The following is a 22634-nucleotide window of genomic DNA, read 5'->3' on the forward strand; positions in this document are numbered from 1 at the left end:
AAGAGAGCCGCACACCAACGGATCGGCCCGGCCCCACCGAGCGGAGCAGCCGCAGATCAGCTGACCGGCTGTGCAGCGTCGCGAAGAAAGCCACACCTCAGGGATCGGCCGCGCCCCGCCGCGAAGAGAACCTCACCTCAGCGGATCGGCCAGGCCCCATCGAGCGGCGCAGCCGTGGCATCCAGCCGACCGATCTTCACGAAGTACTCGCTGAGGCTCGCCGCTTGCGCGCGGGCCCAGGCGATCTGGCGGGTGTGCAGTTCGTCGAGGGTGGGTGGCATCCAGGGGCCGAACTTCTCGGCGAGGGCCAGGGCGAGACGGCCCGCGGCGACCGCGTCGGCGCAGGCCTCGTGGGCGGATTCGAGCGGTACGGCGTAGTGCTCGGCGACGACCGACAGCGTGCGCTTGCCGCGCCGGTACCGGTCGTACGTCTTGTCGACGACGAGCGGGTCGATCACGGGCGCGGGGGAGTGGATGGGCTCGACACCGTGACGCAGGGCCTCGTACTTGAGCATCGAGAAATCGAACGGGGCGTTGTAGGCGACGACGGGGACGCCGGCGGCGAACAGCGCGCCGAGCGCTTCGACGACCTCGGCCACCACGCGCGGGGCGGGCTCTCCCTCGGCGCGCGCGTGCGCGGTGGTCACGCCGTGGATCGCGGCCGCACCCGCGGGGATCTCGATGCCGGGATCGGCCAGCCAATCGCGGGCGTCGACCACCTGTCCGTCGGCGTCGAGCACGCCGACGTGCGCGGTGACGATGCGGTCGTTCACGACGTCGACACCGGTGGTCTCGAGGTCGAAGACGCCGACGACACGCGTCCACTCGGGAGTCTGGAAGAGCGGGAGCGGCTCGGCCTGCCACAGGGTCATGCGCCCACGGTAGAGCGGGGCTCCGACATGGCCGCCGAGGCGCGCAGGCCCGAAAGCGAAGAGGCCGGGGTCACGGGGTCCGGCGCCCGCGCCCGCTCCGCCCGGCACGGCGATGTCGGACCCTGCTCGTAGACTTCACGGATGCCGAACCCCTATGCCGCGCAGCTCGCCGAGATCCCCGTCGTGCGGCGCGAGGTCGCCCTGCTCGGCGGAACCACGGCGTACTGGGTCTACGGCGACGACACCGCGACGACGACGATCGTGGCGGTGCACGGGTTCCGCGGCGAGCATCACGGGCTCGATCCGGTCGTGGCGCATCTTCGCGGCATCCGGGTCATCTCGCCCGATCTCCCCGGCTTCGGTGAGACCGCCCCTCTCGTCGGGCACGCGCACGACCTCGACACGTACGCCGAGTGGCTGCGGCAGTTCGTCGAATCCGTCGCTCCGGATGCCGTCGTGCTCGGCCACTCGTTCGGATCCATCGTGGCGTCGGCCGCGGTCGCCGGTGGGCTCTCCACCCCGAAATTGATCCTGGTGAACCCGATCGGGGCGCCCGCGCTCGAGGGGCCGCGGGGGGTCCTCACGCGTCTCGCCGTCTTCTACTACCTCGCCGGGGCGAAGCTGCCGCGCCCGGTGGGCGAGGGGCTGCTGCGCAACGGGATCATCGTGCGCGTGATGAGCAACGCCATGGCGAAGACGCGCGACCCCGCGCTGCGTCGCTTCGTGCACGAGCAGCACGACGAGTACTTCTCGCGATTCGCCGATCGCGACGTGCTGCACGAGGCCTTCGTGACGAGCGTGTCGCACGACGTGCGGGCCTTCGCGCCGCGCATCGCCCAGCCGACGCTGCTCATCGCCGCCGAGAAAGACGACATCACGCCGATCGAGGCCGAGCGGCACCTCGCGACGCTCTTTCCGAACGCCGAGCTGGTCGAGATCCCCGAGGTCGGGCACCTCATCCATTACGAGACGCCCCGGGCGGCGGCATCCGCGATTCGGGAGTTCCTCGCCTAGGGCGGAGATTCTGCGGTCCGGCGGGCTCTTTGTGGAGGGGGCCGCGGGTTGTCAGGCCGGCGGGTCGGCCCTGCGCTTCGGTGAGCACCTCGTCGACGAGGTACCCGCGGGGCGTCAGACCGGCGCGTCGGCCTTGCGCTTGCGGTACGCGTTGACGTTCATGCGGTTGCCGCAGTTGCCCGCGTCGCAATAGCGCTTCGATCCGTTCTTCGAGAAGTCGACGTACACGCCGTTGCAGTCGTCGGCGTCGCACACCCGCACGCGCCCGTACTCATCCGCGCGGATCACATCGACGAACGCGAGCGCCGTCTCGACGAGGATGCGCGTGGCCAGCGGATCGGCCGGGTCGCTCGCGTGGATGTGCCAATCGAGCCCGTCGTGCCGAACGAGCTGAGGAAGGGCGCGGCCGTCGGCGAGCATCGCGTTCACAAGGGGCACCGCCCCGTCGCGGTCGACGCTCCAGAGGGGCAGCAGGCGTCCACGGATGCCGCGGACGGCGGCGAGCTCGCCCGCGTCGCGGGTGCGGGATCCGGTGTACCCGTGCCGCTCGATGAAGGCCTCGAGGTCGGACACGTCGGTGAGCGTGTCGGCACCGCTGGTGTCGGTCTGCGGCAGGGTGTTGACGAGTTCCACGGCGGCGCGCAGCACGAGCTCCGTGTCACGAATGAAGATCATGTTGACTCCTGACATGTCGAGGTCGTACTGTCACGAGTGTAAACGTTCTTCACTCCTGACAGCAGGCATCGCATGACCACGTCGTCCGTCACCCTCCCGCGCCCCACCCATCGCGGATCCAGCGCCGTCACCGGCCTCGCGATCGCGGTCGCCTCGGCCCTCGCCTTCTCCTCCAGCGGCCCGTTCGTCAAACCGCTGCTCGACGGCGGGTGGTCGCTCGGCGCGGTGCTGCTCGTGCGCATGGGCGTCGCCGCCCTGCTGCTCTCGCCGGCGCTCCTGCTCGCGATCCGACGGCAACGCGGGTTCCTGCGCCGTCACGGCCTGCTGATCGTCTCGTTCGGTCTCACCGCCGTCGCCGGGTGTCAGCTGTTCTACTTCGCCGCCATGCAGCGCATGCCCGTCGCCGTGGCACTGCTCATCCAGTACATCGCCCCCGTGCTGATCGTCATCGCCGTCTGGGTGCGCACGCGCCGTGCGCCGTCGAGAGCGGTGCTGATCGGCTCGGTCGTCGCGATGGCCGGCCTCGTGCTCGTCGTCGACATCAGCGGAGCCCGATTCGACCTGCTCGGCACGATCTTCGCGCTATGCGCGGCCGTCTGCGCGGCGGCGTACTTCGTCATCGCCGGACGCGCGGGCGACGACCTCCCCCCGCTCGCCCTCGCCGCGGGCGGCCTGCTCACGGGCACGCTGCTCATGGGCGTGCTCGTCGGCACCGGGGTGCTGCCGTTCGCCGCGCCCTCGATCACGGTGACGCTGGCGGGGCTGGAGCTCCCCGGCATCCTGCCCCTGCTGTGGGTCGGCGCGGTCGCCACGACCGTGGGGTACGCGCTCGGGGTGATCGCGGTGCCGCTCATCGGGTCGAGGCTGGCGTCGTTCGTCGGGCTCAGCGAGGTGCTCTTCGCCCTGGGCTTCGCGTGGCTGCTGCTCGGTGAGACGCCCGCCCCGATCCAGTTCGTCGGCGGAGCGTTGATCCTGGTCGGGGTCGTGCTCGTGCGATTGGATGCCGCGAGTCCGGCCGAGCGGAGCGCCGAGACGGCGAGCATCCCGGTGGTGCCGTCGCCGTAGGGCGGTGCGGCGGTGTGAGGCCGGTGCGTGAGCGCAGTCTGAGCCGCCCGCCCCTGACCTAGATGTCCTCGCGCGCCAGCTGCATGAGCGGACCCACGCGGTAGCCGATGACCTCGCCCATCACGAGCGAGGTCTCGGTGCGCTCGACGCCCTCGATCGCGAGGATCCGCGCGTCGGTGTCGAAGAGGTGCTGCGTGTCGCGGCAGGCGACGCGCACGAGAAGGTCGACCTGGCCGCTGAGGCCGTGGGCCTGCAGCACCTCGGGCACCTTCGCGAGCTCCGCGCGGATCGCCGGTAACTCGGCCTGGCGCACCGTCACCTGCAGGAACGCCTCGATCGGGAAGCCCAGGGCCTCGGCCGACAGCGTGCGCTCGTACGACAGGAACACCCCGCCGCGTTCGAGGCGGCTCATGCGCGCCTGCACGGTGTTGCGCGAGAGGCCGAGCTTCTCGGCGAGTGCCACGACGGTGGCCCGCGGATCGGCGGCGAGGGCGCGGAGGAGGTCGAGGTCGACCGCGTCGAGCTTGCTCATGCTGCGAAACATTAGCAGCGGCGCGACCGTTCGCAATGGGCAGTGTGCTCAATATGACGGCGAGGTCTTGAGCGGGGTGCATTCCGCGCGTACGGTCGGCCTCGTCGGCGACGCTGCCGGCACCCGGACCGCCGACGCTCCCACGAGGGGCCCCGGCCGCACCTGGAGGGATGACGATGACGTACACCCAGACGCAGGATTCTTCGATCGGAAGAGCGCGCCACCACGACGATGAGGACGCCCTGCGGCTCCTGGAATCGGATGGGACCCGCGTCGCCGAGCCGACGCTCGATCCCTGGGTGAGCGACCTGTCTCCGCACGAGCTGCGCGCCCTCCACCGCGACATGGTCCTCACCCGCCGCCTCGATGCCGAGGGCGTCGCCCTGCAACGCCAGGGGCAGCTGGCGCTCTGGGCCCCGTGTCGCGGACAGGAGGCCACGCAGGTCGGAACCGCGCACGCCCTCGCCCCGGGCGACTTCGTCTTCCCGAGCTACCGCGAGCACGGTGTGCTGCTCGGCCGCGGCGCCCAGCCCGCCGACTACGTGCTCGCCTGGCGCGGCGAGGAGCACTCGGCCTACGACCACACGACCATCAACGCCGCCCCGCCCCAGATCATCATCGGAGCCCAGTCGCTGCACGCGACCGGGTGGGCGATGGGTGCGCAGCGCGACGGCTCCACCGACGTCGCCGTCGCGTATTACGGCGACGGGGCCACGAGCCAGGGCGACGTGAACGAGGCCATGGTGTTCGCCTCGTCGTTCCGCGCCCCCGTGGTGTTCGTCTGCTCGAACAACCAATGGGCGATCTCCGAGCCCGTCACCGTGCAGTCCGAGTTCCCCCTCGCGGGCCGGGCGCCGGGGTTCGGCATCCCGAGCCTGCGCATCGACGGAAACGACGCGCTCGCCTGCGTCGCGGCGATGCGGTGGGCGCTCGACCGCGCGCGCCGCGGGGAGGGACCCTCGTTCATCGAAGCCGTGACCTACCGCATGGGCCCGCACACCACCAGCGACGACCCCACCCGGTACCGCGAGCCAGGCGAGGTGGAGGCCTGGGCGGAGCGCGACCCCATCGCCCGGCTCGAGGCGTACCTGCGCGCCGAGGGGATGCTCGACGACGGCGGCCTCGCCGAGGTCGCCCGTGCCGCCGACGCCCTCGCCGCCGAGGTGCGCGCCGCGTGCATCGGAGCCAGCACCCGGGCACCCGAGACGATCTTCGACCACGTCTACGCCGAGCCGCACGCGGGGCTCGCGCAACAGAAGGCCGACTACGCGCAGTACCTCGCCGGATTCGAGGTGTCGCGATGACCGCCCTCACCCTCGGTGCCGCCATCAACGCCGGCCTGTCCGAAGCTCTCGAGAGCGATGACAAGGTGCTGCTCATGGGCGAGGACATCGGCAAGCTCGGCGGGGTCTTCCGCGTGACCGACGGCCTGCAGAAGCGTTTCGGCGCGCAGCGCGTCGTCGACACCCCGCTGGCCGAAGCGGGCATCGTCGGTACCGCCGTCGGACTCGCCCTACGCGGCTACCGGCCCGTCGTCGAGATCCAGTTCGACGGTTTCGTCTACCCCGCGTTCGACCAGATCGTCTGCCAGGTCGCCAAGCTGCACTACCGCAGCAACGGGCGGATCCGGATGCCGCTCGTCATCCGCATCCCGTGGGCAGGCGGCGTGGGCGCCGCCGAGCACCACTCCGAGTCTCCCGAGGCGTACTTCGTGCACACCGCGGGGCTTCGCGTCGTGGCCGCCAGCAACCCGCAGGACGCCTACGTGATGCTGCAGCAGGCCGTGGCATCCGATGATCCGGTCATCTTCTTCGAACCCAAGCGTCTCTACCACTCCAAGGGCGAGGTCGACCTGGACGCCGACCTCTCGGACGCCCCGCCCATGCACCTCGCCCGCATCGCCCGCGAGGGCACCGACGCGACGATCGTCACCTACGGCGCGCAGGTGCGGACGGCACTCGATGCCGCGCTCGCCGCGGAAGACGAGGGGATCTCGCTCGAGGTCGTCGACCTGCGTTCCCTGTCGCCCCTCGATCTGAACACGATCGCGGCGTCGGTGCGCAAGACCGGCCGGGTCGTCGTCACCCACGAAGCCGCCCGCGAGGCAGGTCTCGGTGCGGAGCTGGTGGCGAGCATCACCGAGCAGTGCTTCGAGTACCTCGAGGCGCCGCCGATGCGGGTCACGGGCCACGACATCCCCTACCCGCCGTCGAAGCTCGAGAAGCACCACGTACCCGACCTCGACCGCATCCTGCACGCGGTGGACCGGGTGCTCGATCGCGGGACGGGTGCGGTCGCAGCTGCCGCGACCCCCGCCGGAGTCCGCGTCGACGGGGGTGTCCGATGATCGCCGAGTTCCTGCTGCCCGACCTCGGTGAGGGACTGCCCGAGGCCGAGATCGTGCAATGGCACGTGGCGGAGGGCGACGACGTCACCCTCAACCAGACCATCGCCGAGGTCGAGACGGCCAAGGCCATCGTCGAGATCCCCTCGCCGTACGCGGGCACCGTGCAGGGACTGCACGCCGCCGCCGGCGACGTCGTGGCCGTGGGGGCGCCGCTGGTGTCCTTCGCCGTGGCGGGGGCCGACGATGAGCCCGACGCCCCCGCCGCCGCCGAGGGCCGGGCCGTCGAGACCGTCGTTGAGGCGCCCGTCGAGGCTCCCGCCGACGACATCGCCGCCCGCGCGACCCCGAACCTGGTGGGCTACGGCGCGGCTCCGTCGTCGGGCGGTCGCCCCCGGCGGCGAGCGCGCGGCGTCACCGCGACCCTCGACGCCGACGCCGCCGTCGACACCGCGGTGCGCGAAGCCGCCCCGCACGACGTGCTGCGCACGGGCCCCATCGATCTGCCGATGGAGCGTCCGCGCTCGACACCGCCGGTGCGCAAGCTCGCGAAAGACCTGGGCGTCGATCTGGTGCTCGTCGCCGCCGCTCACCCCGGTGAAGCGGTCACGCGCACGCACGTCGAGGAGTACGCCGCACGAGCGGACTCCTCCCTCGCCTCCACTCCCACGTCGACGGTCCCCCCGGCCTCGTCTCCCGGCGCGCGCGAGACCCGCACGCCGATCCGCGGAGTGCGCAAGCACACCGCCGCGGCGATGGTGCGCAGCGCCTTCACCGCTCCGCACGCGACGACCTTCCTCACGGTCGACGTCACCGCGACGACCGAGTTGCTGGCATCCCTGAAACACGATCGCGCCCTCGACGGTCACCGCATCGGAGTGCTCGCGATCGTCGCGAAGGCCGTATGCCTCGCCCTCGGGCGCACGCCCGCGCTGAACGCGCGATGGGACGAGGCGGCGGGTGAGATCGTCGAGCACCACTACGTCGGCCTCGGCATCGCCGCCGCGACCGAGCGCGGGCTGGTGGTGCCGGTGATCCCGGATGCCGACGGCCTCGACCTCGTCGACCTCGCCGACGCGATTGCGGAACTCGCCGCCACCGCGCGGGCCGGGCGCACCTCGCCGACGGCGATGACGGGAGGCACGTTCTCGATCACCAACGTGGGCGTGTTCGGCGTGGATGCCGGCACCCCGATCCTCAACCCGGGCGAGGCCGGGATCCTCGCCGTCGGGGCCGTCCGCCGCACGCCGTGGGAGCACCGCGGCGAGATCGCGCTGCGCGACGTGCTGACGCTCAGCCTGTCCTTCGACCACCGTCTCGTCGACGGCGCCGAGGCGGCGCGCTTCCTCACCGACGTCGCCGGCGTGCTGCGCGAACCCGGAAGGGCGATGCTGCTGCGGTGAGCCCGGGCTGAGGGCTGGGGTGGCGGGCGCGTCGAGTGTCCAGGACACGCCGGGGAGGGGCTCCGGCCTGCGGCGTGTCCTGGACACTCGTGCGCGGGTGTGGTTCGGATTCGCGGCCGTGCGGCGTCGTGAGGCGGGTCGAGTGACCCGGGCAGGCGGCGCAGGGTTCGACGCCGAGTGGCGTCGTGACACAGGTTGAGTGTCCAGGACATGCCGCGTGAGGGCTCCGGCGTGCGGCGTGTCTTGGACACTCGACAGGGGGCGAGGCGACGAGGCGGGTTCGACGCCGGGCGGCGTCGTGACACGCGTTGAGTGTCCAGGACATGCCGCGTGAGGGCTCCGGCGTGCGGCGTGTCTTGGACACTCGACAGGGTGGAGGCGGCGGGCGGGTGACGAGGCGCGGGGCGACGCGCGGCACCGCGCGAGGGCGCGCTAGGTCGCCAACGCCGCGAGCGGGCGTCAGGCCGTCAACGCCGCGATGGCCATGCGCGTCAGCGTGGGGCGCACGCGAGCGGCCGCCACCCCGCGCACACTGTGCGGGGTCGAGTTGATCAGACCGAAGCAGGCCAGGGCGCGGACGCGGCGTTCGGCGGGGGTCTCGGCATCCGGGTCCGCGGCGGCGAGAGCCGCGGTCCACACCGAGACGTACGCGTTCTGCAGGTCGCGGACCGTACGGCGGTCGGCGGGCGAGAGGCGGTCGAGGTCGCGGTCCTGCACGCGGATCACCTCGGCCTCGGCGAGCGCGAACGCGACGTGGAAGTCGACGAGGGCGCGCAGCAGCGGTGCGCCCGGATTCCGCTCTGACGGGGAGTTCCCGGATGCCGAGCGTGCACGGCTGCGGGGATCCTCGGCGACACGCCGGTCGAGGGGGCCGTCGCCCGGTGTGTCGTGAGGGGTCTCCGCCGTTGTGCTCGGGGTCACGGGGTCCGACACCGCCGCGGTGACCACACGCCCGCCGTGGAGGAGCCGCTCGCTGACGTCGACGAGGATCGCGCCGAGCAGCGCCTGCTTGCCGGAGACGTGGCGGTACACCGCGGGGCCGCTGACCCCGACGGCGGCGCCGATGTCTTCGAGGGTCACGCCGTCGAAGCCGCGCTCGGCGAAGAGACGGGCGGCGGCCGCGAGCAGCGCCGCTCGGCGATCGGCCTTGGCGCGGTCGCGCGCGGTGCCCGGGCGCGCTTCGCCGGCGTCGGCCGAGGGCTCGTCGCGCGCCTCGCCGGCGTCGGCCGGCGGCTTACCGTTCGCTCTTGTCATCGGCATCCCGTCGGGCTAGCCTGAAATCTCAGTTAGCCAACATTAACTGAAACCCCTCCCCGGGGAACGACCCCCCGCCGGGAACGACGATGCCGTCGATGATGCGGCATCGAGACGGAGCCGCCATGAGCACAGCACCGGTTATCGATTCACCCTCGCCCGAGGCGACGAGCGACGCCGCGCCCACGCAGCGCTCCTTGGCCGCCGAGCTCCGCGACACCCTCGCCCGGGCCGCGCGCGGGGGATCGGATGCCGCTCGCGAACGCCACACCGCGCGGGGCAAGCTCCTCGCCCGGGACCGCATCGACCGCCTTCTCGACGAGGGCAGCCCCTTCCTCGAGGTCGCGCCTCTGGCCGCCCACGGGCTCTACGACGGCGGCGCTCCCGGGGCGGGCATGGTGGCGGGCATCGGTCTCGTGCACGGTCGCCACGTGATGGTGCTGGCCAACGACGCCACCGTGAAGGGCGGCGCTTACTTCCCCCTCACGGTCAAGAAGCACCTGCGCGCCCAGGAGATCGCGCGTGAGAACCGTCTGCCCTGCATCGCCCTCGTGGACTCGGGCGGGGCGTTCCTGCCGATGCAGGACGAGGTCTTCCCCGATCGCGAGCACTTCGGTCGCATCTTCCGCAATCAGGCGCAGCTCTCGGCCCTCGGCATCCCGCAGATCGCCGCGGTCCTGGGCTCGTGCACCGCGGGAGGCGCGTACGTGCCCGCGATGAGCGAAGAGAGCGTGATCGTGCGCAACCAGGGCACGGTGTTCCTCGGCGGACCGCCCCTGGTGAAGGCCGCGATCGGCGAAGACGTCACCGCCGAGCAGCTCGGCGGGGGAGACCTGCACGCGCGCCGCTCCGGAGTGGTCGACCACCTCGCCGACGACGACGCGCACGCGCTCGAGATCGTGCGCGACATCATCGCCACCCTGCCGCCGACTCCCGCGCCGGTGTGGGAGGTGCTGCCCGCGGTCGCCCCCCGACGCCCGGCGGAAGATCTGTACGACCTCGTCCCCGTCGACGTGTCGCACCCCGTCGACATGCGCGCGATCATCGACACCCTCGTCGACGCGGACTCCCTGCACGAGTTCAAGGCGCTTTACGGCGAGACCGTCATCACCGCCTTCGCGCGCCTGCACGGCCACCCGGTCGGCATCATCGCGAACGACGGGGTGCTGTTCAGCGAATCCGCGCTCAAGGCGGCGCACTTCATCGAGCTCGCCGACCAGCGCGGCATCCCCCTGCTGTTCCTGCAGAACATCACCGGGTTCATGGTGGGCCGCGACGCCGAGGCCGGTGGCATCGCCAAAGACGGCGCCAAGATGGTCACCGCCGTCGCCACTACGCGGGTGCCCAAGCTCACCGTGCTCGTGGGCGGCTCGTACGGCGCGGGCAACTACGCGATGTGCGGGCGCGCGTACGATCCGCGGTTCCTGTGGACCTGGCCCGCGAGCCGCATCTCGGTCATGGGCGGCGCGCAAGCGGCATCCGTGCTCTCGACCGTCACGCGCGATCAGCGCGCCGCCCGCGGCGAGGAGTGGACGGATGCCGACGACCAGGCGTTCCAGAAGCCGATCCGCGAGCGCTACGACGAACAGGGCAGCCCGTATTACGCCACCGCCCGCCTCTGGGACGACGGTGTGATCGACCCCGCCGACACCCGCACGATGCTCGGGCTCGCGCTCGACGTCGTCAGCCGGGTGCCGCTGGCCGACCGGGGCTTCGGCCTCTTCCGGATGTGATCCCCGTGCCCACGATCCCCGTCGCCGACCCGCGCCCGTTCTCCTCTGTGCTCGTCGCCAACCGGGGAGAGATCGCACGCCGGGTGTTCCGCACGCTCCGGCGTCTCGGCATCCGCTCCGTGGCCGTGTACACCGACGCGGATGCCGACGCCCCCCACGCCCGCGAGGCGGACAACGCGGTGCGCGTGCCCTCGTATCTCGACGTCGACGCGGTCGTCGCGGCGGCCGTCGCCGGCGGCGCCGAGGCCGTGCACCCGGGCTACGGCTTCCTCAGCGAGAACGCCGGTTTCGCTCGCGCGTGCGCCGCGGCCGGGGTGGTCTTCGTCGGCCCGGGCGTCGAGGCGCTCGAGGTCATGGGCGACAAGATCCGCGCGAAGGAATACGTCGCCGCCCACGGAGTGCCGACCGTGCCGGGTTTCCCGGCGACCGGGCTCACCGACGCCGAGATCGCCGTCGAAGCCGATCGTGCCGGGTACCCCCTGCTGGTGAAGCCCTCCGCCGGCGGGGGAGGCAAGGGGATGACGGTGGCCACCCGACCCGACGACCTCGTCGACGCCCTCGCCACGGCCCGCCGGGTGGCGGCATCGGCCTTCGGCGACGACACCCTGCTCCTCGAACGCCTCCTCGAACGCCCCCGGCACATCGAGGTGCAGGTGCTCGCCGACCGGCACGGCACGACGTTGTCGCTCGGCGAGCGCGAGTGCACCCTGCAGCGCCGGCACCAGAAGGTCATCGAGGAGGCACCCTCGCCGGTCGTCGACGCCGAGACCCGCCGGCGTCTGGGCGAGGCAGCCGTGGCCGCTGCCCGCAGCGTCGGATACCTCGGCGCCGGCACCGTGGAGTTCCTCGTCTCGGGTGACCGGCTCGACGAGCCCTTCTTCATCGAGATGAACACGCGCCTGCAGGTCGAGCACCCCGTCACCGAGCTCGTCACCGGCATCGACCTCGTCGAGCAGCAGCTGCGGGTCGCGGCGGGGTTCGCGCTCGATCTGCCCGAGGTGCGCCTCGACGGGCACGCGATCGAAGCCCGGGTCTATGCCGAGACGCCTTCTCGCGGGTACCTTCCCGCCACCGGCACCGTGACCCACTGGCACGCCGGAGACGCGCGCGTCGACAGTGCCGTCGAGACGGGATCGGTGGTCAGCGCGCTCTACGACCCCATGATCGCGAAGGTCATCGCGCACGGCCCCGACCGCGCCACCGCGCTCGCCCGCCTCGACGCCGCCCTCGCCGACACCGTCGTGCTGGGCGTCGACACGAACATCGCCGACCTGCGGGCGCTTCTGGCCGATCCCGCGGTGCGGGCCGGTGAGCTCGATACCGGGCTGCTGGATCGGCGCGGAACGCCCGAGGCTCCCCACCCCTCGACCGCCGCGCTCGCCGCGGTCGCCGACCGCGTCGCGAATGAACAGGGCCCGGATGCCGGCACCCCGACCCTCGGCTCCGTCTGGCGCCGCGTCGGACCGTGGCGTGCCGGGGGAGCGGCCGCCCCGCGGATCATTCACTTCGAGGACGACGCCGGTCGCGTGCACGACGTCGCGCCCGGGGTCATCCACCTCGGCGACGACCTGGGGCGCGCGCACGATGTGGCTCCCGGCCCGGTTCAGGCCGCCGTCGTGACCGGTGGGCCCACCGAGTACTGGGTGCACGCCGACGGTGGGGCGCACCGGCTGCGTGTCGTCTCGCGGCGGGCGGCCGCCGAACGGCGCCGGGCGGCCGCGGGTCGGGCGCCGGGAACGATCGACCCCGACCTCGTCGCCCCGCTTCCGGGCACCGTCGTCGCCGTGCACACCGCCGATGGCGACGCGGTCGCGGCGGGGGACCGGCTCGTCACCATCGAGGCGATGAAGATGGAGCACACAGTGACCGCTTCCCACGCCGGCACCGTGCGGCTGCGCACGTCCGCGGGCGCGCAGGTCGCCCGCGATGCGGTGGTCGCGACCGTGACGCCGGCTGCCCCCGCGGGAGAGGCGTCGACCGGCTCACCGACCGGAGTTGATCAGGTCGCTGAGCCCATCGACGCCCCCGCGGGGCGCGAATCCTCGCGCACAACCTCGGCGATGCGCACAACCTCCGTCGCCGATGCGGCGAGTGCGGCGGAGGAGGCGCGCATCGCGGAGGATGCGCACGCCGGCGCCGACGCCGCGTCCGCGCCGGCGGAACTCCGCGATTCCGCCGCCACCGTGGCATCCTCCGTCCCCGCTTCCCCCATCCCCACTTCCCACAAGGAGACCCTCCCGTGAGCATCGACAGCCAGCAGGCCTTCACCGACGACGAGCGCGACCTCAGCGCCATGGTGCGCGAGTTCGCCGACGAGGTGATCGCGCCCCGCTCGTACGAGGCCGACCGTGCGCACGAACTGCCCCTCGACCTGGTCGCGCAAATGGGCGAGCTCGGCCTGTTCGGACTGCCGTTCCCCGAGGAGGTCGGCGGGCAGGGCGGCGACTACGCGAGCCTGTGCGTCGCGATCGAGGCGATCGCGCGCGTCGACCAGTCCATGGCGATCACCCTCGAAGCGGGAGTGGGGCTCGGCGCCATGCCGATCTACCGCTACGGCACCGAGGCGCAGAAGGCCGAGTACCTCCCCGACCTCGTCGCCGGTCGCGCGCTCGCCGGCTTCGGGTTGACCGAAGCCGAAGCGGGAAGCGACGCCGGCGCCACCCGCACCACCGCCCGGCTCGAGGGCGACGAGTGGGTGATCGACGGGTCGAAGCAGTTCATCACCAACTCGGGCACCGACATCACCCGGTTCGTGACCGTCACCGCGGTGACCGGTCGCACGGGCGATCGCCCCGAGATCTCGACGATCATCGTGCCGAACGGCACCCCCGGCTTCACCGTGGGCCCGGCCTACGACAAGGTCGGCTGGAACGCCTCCGACACCCACCCGCTGAACTTCGACGGCGTGCGCGTGCCCGCGGCCAACCTGCTGGGCGAGCGCGGACAGGGGTTCAAGAACTTCCTCCGCACGCTCGACGAGGGTCGCGTGGCGATCGCCGCCCTCGCGACCGGAGCCGCCGAGGGCTGCCTCGAAGCGGCGGTCGACTACGCCCGTACCCGCACCGTTTTCGGCGAGACGCTCTCGACGCGTCAGAGCATGCAGTTCCTGCTCGCGCGCATGCACGCCCGCGTGCACACCGCCCGGCTGGCCTGGGTGCACGCGGCGCGGCTGTGCGACGCCGGAAAGCCGTTCTCGGTCGACGCCGCGGTCGCGAAGATGACCGCGAGCGATGCGGCGATGGCGAACGCGCGCGATGCGACGCAGGTGTTCGGCGGCAACGGGTTCATCAACGAGTACGCCGTCGCCCGGCACTACCGCGACTCGAAGATCCTCGAGATCGGCGAGGGCACGACCGAGGTGCAGCTCATGGTGATCTCGCGCGCGCTGGGACTCACCGGTACCGTGGCGGCATGATCGAGCAGCGCGGCCTGTATCTGGAGGAGTTCGTCGTCGGCGAGAGGTACGCGCACCGCCCCGGTCGCACCGTCACCGACGCTGACAACGTGCTGTTCACCACCCTCACGATGAACACGCAGGCCCTGCATCTGGATGCCGCCTACGCGGCGACCCAGCCCTTCGGGCGGCCGCTCGTGAACTCGATGTGGACGCTGTCGACACTCGTGGGACTGTCGGTCGCGCAGCTGACGCAGGGCACCCTCGTCGCCCAACTGGGGCTGACCGACGTGAGCTTTCCCGCCCCGCTGTTCGTCGGCGACACCCTCGGCGCCGAGACCGAGGTCGTGTCGGTGCGCGCCTCGAGCTCACGCCCCGGTCAGGGGATCGTGGTGATGGCGCACACCGGTCGATCGCAGAACGACGAGGTGGTCGTCACGGCGACGCGGATCGTGCTGGTGTGGGCGCAGGAGGGGCGGGCGTGAGCGGGCCGGCGCTGCGCTGTGTCTCATGTCGGGGGGGCTGTTGCGTGAGCGGGTCGTTCGAGCTCGGCCCCTCGCTGCTCGCTGCGTCACGGCAGGGGAGCGTTGCGTGAGCGGGTCGTTCGAGCTGGGCCCGTCGCTGCTCTTCGTTCCCGGAGACCGGCCCGAGCGGCTCGCCAAAGCCCTCGAGCGGGCGGATGCCGCGATCCTCGACCTCGAAGACGCCGTGGCCCCGGATGCCAAGGCCGCCGCCCGTGAAGCGCTGATCGCCGCCGATCCCGATCCCGACCGGGTCGTGGTGCGGGTGAACGCCCCCGTGACCGCCGACTTCGTGCTCGACCTCGCCGCGCTGGCGCAGACCCGCGTGCGCACGGTGATGGTCGCCAAGGCCGAGGACTCGGCATCCCTCGATCCTCTGGTGTCGTACGAGGTCATCGCCCTCTGCGAGACGGCGCGCGGCGTCGTCGCGGCCGAACAGCTCGCCGCGTGCACGCAGGTGGTGGCGTTGATGTGGGGCGCGGAAGACCTCGTCGCGAGCCTCGGCGGCACCTCCAGCCGCGGGGACGACGGCGGGTATCGCGACGTCGCCCGTCTCGCGCGCGCCCGGGTGCTTCTCGCCGCGGGAGCGTTCGGCAAGCGGGCGATCGACGCCGTGCACGTCGACATCGCCGACCTCGAGGGTCTCTCGGTCGAGGCGCGGGATGCCGCGGCATCCGGGTTCGCGGCCACCGCGTGCATCCACCCGGGACAGGTCGCGGCGATCCGCGAGGCCTACGCCCCCCGCCCGGAGCAGGTGGAGTGGGCGCACACCGTGCTCGCGGCCGCCGAGGGCGAGCGCGGGGTGTTCCGGTTCGAGGGGCGCATGATCGACGAGCCGATCCTGCGGCACGCGCGGTCGCTCGTTGAGCGCGCGAGGCGCTGAGGCGGGGAACCCGGTCTCAGCGACCCCGGCCCGGGCGTCTCAACTCGCGACGCCGGCGTACGCCAGCATCTCCCACGAGTCTCCGTCGAGGCGGAACGTCGTCGCCGAGCAGTTCGGCAGTCGCTCGCCCTCGCGGGGGAACGCGCCGTCGGTGGCGTAGAGGATGACCTCGCGGATGAGCGCACCGTGCGCGACCGCGATGACGTCGGCACCCTCGGGAGCGGAGGCCAGCGCCTCGGCGAGCGCGGCGAGCGCGCGCTCGCGCACCACCGGCCAGGTCTCGGCGCCGGGGACGTCGGCCGCGTGCCACGCGCCATAGGCCCGGGCGAACGACGGGGCATCCATCCCCTCGGCCTCTCCGTACGACCGCTCCTGCAGCCCGGGGAGTCGCAGCGCCACGGTGGTGCCGAGTGCTGCGGCGATGACGTCGGCGGTCTCGGCCGCGCGGGACAGGTCGCTCGAGACCACCACCGCGTCGCGCCCGGCGTACTCGGCGGCGAGACGCTCGGCGAGCTCGCGCGCCTGGGCGCGACCGGTGTCGTTCAGGGCGATGTCGGTCGAGCCCTGGATGCGGCCCCCGGAGTTCCAGTCGGTCTCACCGTGTCGCACGAGGGTCAGGATCGTCACCGTTCGAGCCTAACCGAGCGCGGCATCCGCCGGTCCGGCCCTCCGGGCGGCAGGTTGCGCAGCTCGCGCGGCTCGCGCGGGTGGTGCGGGTGGGTCGCGCGAGGTGGTGCGGAGCGGAGGACGTGGGGGGAGGGGAGGATGCCGGGGCGGATTGCGGTCCTCCGCTCGTCCCAGATCCTCCACCCGTCACGCTCCACCGCGCGACGGACCGGGCATCGCCACTCACAGCGCCCGCCGCGGGTGATCTCGACCCGCGAACGTCGGTTCCGCGGACAGGCGTTAGAGAAGCGCGGGCAGCCGCTCGGCGAGTGCGCGCAGCACGTGGGTGGTGCTCCCGTCGATCTTCACCGCGGCGCGCTGGTCGGCGCGGGTCTCGCCGCGGTTGACGATCACGACCGGCAGGCGCTTGCGTCGCGCCCGCTCGACCAGACGGATGCCGGAGTTGACCACCAGCGACGAGCCGGCGATCACCAGGGCCCCGCTGGTGTGCACGAGCTGCTCCGCCTCGCGGAACCTCTCGACCGGGATGTACTCGCCGAAGAACACCACGTCGGGCTTGAGCGTGCCACCGCACACCGAGCACACCGGCACCACGAACCCGTCGGCCGAAGCGGGGGTGACGTCGCCGTCGGGGCCGAGCTCGACGTTCTCGGGCAGGCTGATCCACGGGTTGTCGGCTTCGACGCGCTCGGCGAGGTCGCGACGGTCGAACACCTGACCGCAGTGCAGGCAGCCGACCCGGCGCATCGTGCCGTGCAGTTCGACGACGCGTCCACTGCCCGCGCGCACGTGCAGCCCGTCGACGTTCTGCGTCACGACGCCGTTCGCCACTCCCGCACGTTCGAGGTCGGCGAGCGCGCGGTGCCCGTCATTGGGTTCGGCGGCGGCGAAGACCTTCCAGCCCAGGTGACTGCCCACCCAGTACCGGCGTCGCGCCTCGGCGTTCGAGAGGAACTGTTGCGCCGTCATGGGCGTCCGCGTCGGAGCCCCCTTGCCGCGGTAGTCGGGAATCCCCGAGTCCGTCGACACGCCGGCACCGGTCAACACCGCGATGCGGCGGCCCGCGAGCACCTCGACGGCTCGATCGATGGATGCCAGGAACTCGGCATCCTCCGTCGTGTCGGTCATGCGCACCTCCGTCGTACCGAGTCTAGGACGGGCACCGACACCGGTCGCGCGCGGGCGGCGGCGCAGGCGGCCGGCGCGGGAGGCCCCTACTTGCGCCGCTGCCAGGGGTAGGGCTTCTTCGGCTCCGTGCGCGCGATCCGCGCCTGCAGCAGGGCCGGCCCGAAGATGACGGCGAGCACGACGGCGAGAACGATCAGGCCGATGAGGCCGAGGACACCGTACGACCACACGTCGGCGAGGAAGCTCTGCAGATCCATACGGTGATCGTCGCACAGCCCCGGCCAGCGGGGCGCGCGAGCGGTCGCCGCGCGCGGCGCCGCCGACGGGGCCGAGGCGCTGGGGATACTGGGACCATGACCCCCCTTCCCCCTCCGGCCATGCTCGACATCACCTCGCTCCGGCGCGTCCGGCCCTGGGGCGGTGACCTCGTCGACATCGCGATGGCCGACGGGAAGATCACCGGGATCATCCCGGCGGGCACGGCCCCCATCGGCGTGCGGGAGTTCGACGGACGCGGTCTCCTCGCCCTCCCCGGCATCGTGAACGCGCACGCGCACGTCGACAAGTCGTGGTGGGGGCTTCCCTGGCAGTCCTACGGCGGCGAGGCGTCCACCGAGGGGCGCATCCGCCACGAACGCTCCGAGCGCGACCGCCTCGGCATCCCGTCGCTCGAGCGCTCCGCCCACGTGCTGCGCGAATTCGTGCGCCACGGCACCACCGCGATCCGCACCCACGTCGACGTCGACGGCGGAGTCGGCCTGCGCGGAATCGAGGCCGTGGAAGAAGCGGCCGCGGCGTACGAAGGCGCGCTCGACGTGCGGATCGTCGCCTTCCCCCAAGACGGGGTCCTGCGCCGCCCCGGGGTCCTCGACCTGCTGCGCGAGGCCGCCGCCCGACCCGGCGTGGAGGGGATCGGCGGACTCGACCCGGCGACCATCGACCGCGACCCCGTCGGGCAGATCGACGCGATCACCGCGCTCGCCGCCGACACCGGCGTCGGCATCGACATCCACCTGCACGACCCCACCGACCTCGGCGCCTTCCAGATCGAGCTGCTCGTGGACCGTGCCGCCCGGCTCGGGCTGCAGGGGCGGGTGAACATCGCCCACGGGTTCGCCGTCGCGCAGATCGAGCCCGCGCGCCGCCGCGACCTGCTCGCCGCGATGGCCGAGGTCGGTGTCACCATGACCACGGTCGCCCCGCTCCGCCTGCCGCAGCTGCCGCTCGCCGAGCTCGACGAGGCCGGGGTGCGCTTCGCGTTCGGCACCGACGGCATCCGTGATCTGTGGAGCCCCTACGGCACCGGCGACACCCTCGGGATCGCCTGGCAGTACGCCCGCGCGGCGGGCCTCGTACGCGACGACGATCTGCTGCGCGTCGTGCAGCTCGCCACGACCGACGCGGCCTGGTCGGTCGGCCGGGAGACCCACGACCTCATCGAGGGTGCCCGCGCCGACATCGTGCTGCTCGATGCCGAGAACCCCCTCGACGCGCTGGTGCGCCTGCCCGAGCGGATGCTGGTCGTCGGCGGCGGGCGGGTGCTGCACGTGGCGTGAGGGTGCGCGGCGCCTGGTGCTGGTCCCGGTTCGCGCCGCCCGGCGCCCGGCCCCGGCTCGCGCCTCGCGCCTCGTCCCGGCTCGCGCCAGGCCCGGCCCCGGCTCGGTCCCGGCCCTCACGCTCACGCTGAAGCCGTTGAGTGTCCAAGACGCGCCGTGCCAGCGGGCAGGGACGCGGCGTGTGTTGGACACTCGACGCGCGCCGGCCCCCACGGGGCGCCGGCGAGGCGCGAGCCCGGGCATGGGCGCGGCCTAGTCCCGGGCATGGGCGCGGCCTAGTCCCGGGCCCGGGCCCGGGCCTGGGCGTGGGCGTGGGCGTGGGCGTGGGCGCAGGCGCAGGCGTGGACCCGGGCGCGAACGCCGGTGCGAACTGCGGGAGTGACGCGCGGGGCCGAAGCTGCTGAGTGTCCAAGACGCGCCGTGCCAGCGGGCCCGGACGCGGCGTGTTCCGGACACTCGACGTGCTCCGAGGGCGCACGGGGCGCGGCCTGGGCGTAAGCGTGGGTGCGGAGCGTGGGCTTGGGCGCAAGCGTGGGTGCGGAGCGTGGGCTTGGGCGCGGCGTGGGCGTGGGCGCAGACGTGGGGGCGGGTGCGGCCTGGATGTGGGCGGCCTGGGCGTGGACGTGGGACCGAGCGTGGGCGTGGGCGTGGGCGCAGCTTGCGGCACGCGGCTGGCACGATGGGACGATGCCCGTCATCCCGCTCGACTCCGCCGACGACCCCCGACTCGCCGACTACCGCGATCTCACCGACGTGTCGCTGCGCCGGGTGTCGGAACCCGCGGGAGGGCTCTACATCGCCGAGTCGTCGAAGGTGCTCGACCGGGCCCTCCGCGCCGGGCACCGCCCCCGCTCGGTCCTGGTACAGCAGAAGTTCCTCGCCGACGCCCTCGCCCTCGTCGGTGAGGATGCCGAGGTGTACGTCGTCACGTCCGAGACCGCCGAGCAGATCACCGGGTATGCCGTGCACCGGGGGTTGCTGGCATCCATGCACCGCCCGGTGCCGGCATCCGTCGCTGACGTCGTCCGCGACGCGCGGCTTGTCGTCGTGCTCGAAGACATCGTCGACCACACCAACATCGGTGCCGCGTTCCGCTCGGCGGCGGCCCTGGGCGCGGATGCCGTGCTGGTGACGCCGCGGTGCGCCGACCCGCTGTACCGACGCAGCGTGCGCGTAAGCATGGGCACGGTGTTCCAGGTGCCGTGGACCCGCCTGCCCGAGTGGTCGGAGGCGACACCGCTGCTGCACGACGCGGGGCTCCACCTCGCCGCCCTCGCGCTGTCGGACGACGCCGTCAGCCTCGACACCTTCTCGGCCGCGGGACACGAACGCGTCGCGCTGCTGCTCGGCGCCGAGGGCGACGGTCTGAGTCGTACCGCGCTCGCCGCGGCCGACACGGTCGTGACGATCCCGATGGCCGGGGGAGTGGACTCCCTCAACGTCGCCGCGGCGAGCGCCGTCGCGCTGTGGGAACTGGGGCGCGGGCGGCGCTAGTCGCGCAGAGGCGACCCCGACACCTCGAACCGGAAGCCGCCGAACTCCCCGTTCAACAGCGGCCTGGCCTCGGCGATCGCGGCAACGACGTCGGGGTGCCGCAGCGAGGCCTTATGCGCCTCGGTGTCGCGCCACACCTCGACGACGAACACGGTGTCGGGCTCGTCGTCGGTCGTGCCCACCTCGTACAGCTCGCAGCCCAGCTCGCGCAGCGCGTCGTTGCGACGAGTCAGGATGCCGACGAGCTCATCGCGTCGGCCGGGTTCGGTGCCGAGCGTGCCGGCGTTCACGAAGGTCATGCCTGAAGGCTAGCGAGGGGCTCGGACATCGCCGCGAGCCGCCGCGGCGCCGGGGCGCGCAGAAGGGTCAGAGCCCCGGCGGCTGCTCGCCGAGCGACCCCTCACGGATCCACCGCTCCGACTCGGCCGCGGCGCGCACGCGCGGGTCGGGGTCGGCTTCGAGGGCCGTGAGCACGTCGTCGGGGAGGTCATCCTCGCCCGTGAGGTACCAGCGATCGATGACGGAGCCCTCGCGCAGCACGCGCCGCGCGCGGTCGTCATCGCGCGGCAGGCCGTCCGACGGAGTGTCGGCGCGTTCGATCGCGAGGTGCAGGTGGGTGGGGAGCGTGTCCCGACCCGCCGGCGTCTCACCCGCGGTGAAGAGGGTGACGACGACGTCGGCTCCCGTCCACTCCAGCGCGTCGACGGACTCGGCGTCCCATCGCTCGTCGTCTACCGACCACGTCGACCAGTCCGGCCCCTCGGAGTCGAACACCCAGCGGTGCGGCACGGCCTTCATCGCCGACGCGACCGCGAGCGCGGCGCCCCTCACCCGGCTCACCTCGCCGTCGAGGAACACCGACACGTGGGGCGCCCGGGCCGAAGACAGCACGTCCCAGCCGTCGGCGCCGAAGCGCCCGCTCTCGACCTCGGGTGTCCAGCCGGCCTCGACGAGTCCCGCGGCCAGCGACTCGGCATCGCGCAGGAGCACGTCGGCGTCGGCGGCGTCCAGCAGCGCGGTGACGGCGTCGGGCAGGTCGTCGTGGTCCACGCCGCTCACACCTGCGTCCCGCGTGGGCCCGCGGCATCCGGACCCGGCGCGAGGGTCACGACGGGCAGCGGCTCCGGACGCTTGGCGTGCACGTCGTCGCCCGACGACTGGTGCCGCAGGCGCCGCAGGACCCACGGCATGAGGTACGACCGCGCCCAGACCAGGTCGCGCTCGCGCGCGGCGCGCCACGTGCGCACCGGAAGCGTCTCGGGCTGCATCGGCTGCAGATCGTTGGGAACGTTGAGCGCCCGCAGCACCATGCGCGCCACCTCGTGATGGCCGAGCGCGTTGTAGTGCAGGCGGTCGTCGTCGAAGAAGCGCATGTCCTGCACCCCCTTGAGCCCCCACTGGTCGGCGACGACGCAGTCGTGGGCGTCGGCGATCGCGCGGATGTTCTCGTTGTAGATCGCGACCTTGCCCCGGATGCCGCGGAACACGGGCGTGAACTCGGTGTCGATCGCCGTGAACACCACGACGGTGGCGCCGTCGCGGCGCAGGCGCCTGACGGCGTCTTCGAACTGGCGCGAGACGGCGTCGGGATCGGTTCCGGGGCGGATGACGTCGTTGCCGCCGGCCGAGAAGGTGATGAGATCGGGCTTGAGGGCGAGGGCCGGCTCGATCTGGTCGGCGACGATCTGCGCGATGAGCTTTCCGCGCACGGCGAGGTTGGCGTAGGCGAAGTCGTCGACCTGCGAGGCCAGCACGGCCGCGACGCGGTCGGCCCAGCCGCGGTGATCGCCGTCGGGGAGCGGGTCGCCGATCCCCTCGGTGAACGAGTCGCCCAGGGCGACGTAGCGGCGCCACGGGTGGGGGCCGGGGTTGTCGGATGCGGACGGGATGCGGGGCGAGTGCGGATCTGTCGTCATCGGTACCTCCTCGGTCCAGGCTAACCCCGACCCCCGACACGGCGGGAGGTGCCGGACGGCCGGGGCGGCGCACGCGGCAGCGGGTCGGCCGCCGCTCGCCGCGCCGCCCGCTGCGCCGCCCGCTGCGCCGCCCTCCGCGCCGCCCGCCCCGCCGCGCCGCGCCCTCCGCGCTGCCCGCCGCGCCGCGACGCCCCGCCGCGCAGACGGCCGTGTGGACGCGCGC

The 22634-nt window shown here is 72.8% G+C and carries 22 protein-coding genes; 12 read left to right on the forward strand and 10 right to left on the reverse strand.

Annotation, left to right across the window (positions count from 1 at the left end):
* Positions 1–137: 137 nt before the first annotated feature.
* Positions 138–872 (reverse strand): exonuclease domain-containing protein, encoded by a 735-nt coding sequence (locus tag IFU40_RS04860; protein WP_191925593.1) that lies wholly within the window; start codon positions 870–872, stop codon positions 138–140.
* A gap of 141 nt (positions 873–1013) precedes the next feature.
* Between IFU40_RS04860 and IFU40_RS04865 the strand changes: the two genes are divergently transcribed.
* Positions 1014–1886, forward strand: coding sequence for an alpha/beta fold hydrolase (locus tag IFU40_RS04865; protein ID WP_191925594.1), 873 nt, complete (start codon positions 1014–1016; stop codon positions 1884–1886).
* A 114-nt stretch (positions 1887–2000) separates the two neighbouring features.
* On the opposite strand, the gene IFU40_RS04870 is transcribed toward IFU40_RS04865, so the two are convergent.
* Positions 2001–2561, reverse strand: a complete 561-nt coding sequence (locus tag IFU40_RS04870; protein WP_070408052.1) for a CGNR zinc finger domain-containing protein — start codon at positions 2559–2561, stop codon at positions 2001–2003.
* A gap of 72 nt (positions 2562–2633) precedes the next feature.
* Here IFU40_RS04870 and IFU40_RS04875 point away from each other — a divergent pair, with 72 nt between their 5' ends.
* The gene (locus IFU40_RS04875) at positions 2634–3626 is read left to right on the forward strand and encodes an EamA family transporter (protein ID WP_070408051.1); all 993 of its coding nucleotides are present in this window, start codon (positions 2634–2636) and stop codon (positions 3624–3626) included.
* A 58-nt stretch (positions 3627–3684) separates the two neighbouring features.
* Here IFU40_RS04875 and IFU40_RS04880 read toward each other — a convergent pair whose 3' ends face one another.
* Complete coding sequence (locus IFU40_RS04880) at positions 3685–4158, reverse strand: Lrp/AsnC family transcriptional regulator (protein WP_055837611.1); 474 nt, start codon at positions 4156–4158, stop codon at positions 3685–3687.
* A gap of 176 nt (positions 4159–4334) precedes the next feature.
* On the opposite strand from IFU40_RS04880, the gene pdhA reads away from it, so the two are divergent.
* Genes pdhA through IFU40_RS04895 form a run of 3 tightly spaced genes read left to right on the forward strand, consistent with a single transcriptional unit; the run spans position 4335 to position 7905 of the window.
* Entirely contained in the window at positions 4335–5462 is a 1128-nt protein-coding gene (pdhA, locus tag IFU40_RS04885) for a pyruvate dehydrogenase (acetyl-transferring) E1 component subunit alpha (RefSeq protein WP_191925595.1), read from the forward strand.
* Positions 5459–6505 carry an alpha-ketoacid dehydrogenase subunit beta gene (locus tag IFU40_RS04890; protein WP_191925596.1) on the forward strand — a complete coding sequence of 349 codons (1047 nt, stop codon included), beginning with the start codon at positions 5459–5461 and terminating at the stop codon, positions 6503–6505. The genes pdhA and IFU40_RS04890 overlap by 4 nt, the downstream gene beginning before the upstream one ends.
* On the forward strand, positions 6502–7905 hold the full coding sequence (locus IFU40_RS04895; protein ID WP_191925597.1) for a dihydrolipoamide acetyltransferase family protein: 1404 nt from the start codon (positions 6502–6504) through the stop codon (positions 7903–7905). Before IFU40_RS04890 ends, IFU40_RS04895 begins: the two co-directional genes overlap by 4 nt.
* Positions 7906–8364: 459 nt before the next feature.
* On the opposite strand, the gene IFU40_RS16775 is transcribed toward IFU40_RS04895, so the two are convergent.
* Positions 8365–9159, reverse strand: coding sequence for a TetR/AcrR family transcriptional regulator (locus IFU40_RS16775; RefSeq protein ID WP_274605324.1), 795 nt, complete (start codon positions 9157–9159; stop codon positions 8365–8367).
* A gap of 125 nt (positions 9160–9284) precedes the next feature.
* Between IFU40_RS16775 and IFU40_RS04905 the strand changes: the two genes are divergently transcribed.
* The 5 genes from IFU40_RS04905 (at position 9285) to IFU40_RS04925 (ending at position 15690) form a co-directional block, all read left to right on the forward strand.
* Complete coding sequence (locus tag IFU40_RS04905; protein ID WP_191925598.1) at positions 9285–10892, forward strand: carboxyl transferase domain-containing protein; 1608 nt, start codon at positions 9285–9287, stop codon at positions 10890–10892.
* A gap of 5 nt (positions 10893–10897) precedes the next feature.
* Positions 10898–13135, forward strand: coding sequence for an acetyl/propionyl/methylcrotonyl-CoA carboxylase subunit alpha (locus IFU40_RS04910; protein ID WP_342343483.1), 2238 nt, complete (start codon positions 10898–10900; stop codon positions 13133–13135).
* Positions 13132–14307: an acyl-CoA dehydrogenase family protein gene (locus IFU40_RS04915; RefSeq protein ID WP_191925599.1), complete on the forward strand. Its 1176-nt coding sequence runs from the start codon at positions 13132–13134 to the stop codon at positions 14305–14307. Before IFU40_RS04910 ends, IFU40_RS04915 begins: the two co-directional genes overlap by 4 nt.
* Positions 14304–14771, forward strand: coding sequence for a MaoC family dehydratase (locus tag IFU40_RS04920; RefSeq protein ID WP_191925600.1), 468 nt, complete (start codon positions 14304–14306; stop codon positions 14769–14771). Before IFU40_RS04915 ends, IFU40_RS04920 begins: the two co-directional genes overlap by 4 nt.
* Before the next feature lie 106 nt (positions 14772–14877).
* Positions 14878–15690, forward strand: a complete 813-nt coding sequence (locus IFU40_RS04925; protein ID WP_342343485.1) for an HpcH/HpaI aldolase/citrate lyase family protein — start codon at positions 14878–14880, stop codon at positions 15688–15690.
* 39 nt (positions 15691–15729) lie between these two features.
* On the opposite strand, the gene IFU40_RS04930 is transcribed toward IFU40_RS04925, so the two are convergent.
* From IFU40_RS04930 to IFU40_RS04940, 3 genes are all read right to left on the reverse strand, one after another.
* A complete protein-coding gene (locus IFU40_RS04930) occupies positions 15730–16317 on the reverse strand; it encodes a histidine phosphatase family protein (protein ID WP_191925602.1) in 588 nt (195 codons plus the stop codon).
* 279 nt (positions 16318–16596) lie between these two features.
* Entirely contained in the window at positions 16597–17445 is an 849-nt protein-coding gene (locus tag IFU40_RS04935; protein ID WP_055837586.1) for a Sir2 family NAD-dependent protein deacetylase, read from the reverse strand.
* An 86-nt stretch (positions 17446–17531) separates the two neighbouring features.
* Positions 17532–17702, reverse strand: coding sequence for a hypothetical protein (locus IFU40_RS04940; protein WP_156458872.1), 171 nt, complete (start codon positions 17700–17702; stop codon positions 17532–17534).
* Between the two features lie 96 nt (positions 17703–17798).
* Between IFU40_RS04940 and IFU40_RS04945 the strand changes: the two genes are divergently transcribed.
* Positions 17799–19001, forward strand: a complete 1203-nt coding sequence (locus IFU40_RS04945) for an amidohydrolase family protein (RefSeq protein WP_249404100.1) — start codon at positions 17799–17801, stop codon at positions 18999–19001.
* 687 nt (positions 19002–19688) lie between these two features.
* The gene (locus tag IFU40_RS04950) at positions 19689–20495 is read left to right on the forward strand and encodes a TrmH family RNA methyltransferase (protein WP_191926034.1); all 807 of its coding nucleotides are present in this window, start codon (positions 19689–19691) and stop codon (positions 20493–20495) included.
* On the opposite strand, the gene IFU40_RS04955 is transcribed toward IFU40_RS04950, so the two are convergent.
* From IFU40_RS04955 to IFU40_RS04965, 3 genes are all read right to left on the reverse strand, one after another.
* On the reverse strand, positions 20492–20794 hold the full coding sequence (locus tag IFU40_RS04955; protein WP_070408042.1) for a putative quinol monooxygenase: 303 nt from the start codon (positions 20792–20794) through the stop codon (positions 20492–20494). The two genes, IFU40_RS04950 and IFU40_RS04955, sit on opposite strands and share 4 nt — an antisense overlap.
* Before the next feature lie 67 nt (positions 20795–20861).
* Positions 20862–21554: a hypothetical protein gene (locus IFU40_RS04960; protein ID WP_206754869.1), complete on the reverse strand. Its 693-nt coding sequence runs from the start codon at positions 21552–21554 to the stop codon at positions 20862–20864.
* Positions 21551–22411: an SGNH/GDSL hydrolase family protein gene (locus tag IFU40_RS04965; RefSeq protein ID WP_055837571.1), complete on the reverse strand. Its 861-nt coding sequence runs from the start codon at positions 22409–22411 to the stop codon at positions 21551–21553. Before IFU40_RS04965 ends, IFU40_RS04960 begins: the two co-directional genes overlap by 4 nt.
* Between the last annotated feature and the right edge of the window lie 223 nt (positions 22412–22634).

It is taken from the genome of Microbacterium sp. CFBP 13617, assembly GCF_014839445.1.
Taxonomy (GTDB): domain Bacteria; phylum Actinomycetota; class Actinomycetes; order Actinomycetales; family Microbacteriaceae; genus Microbacterium.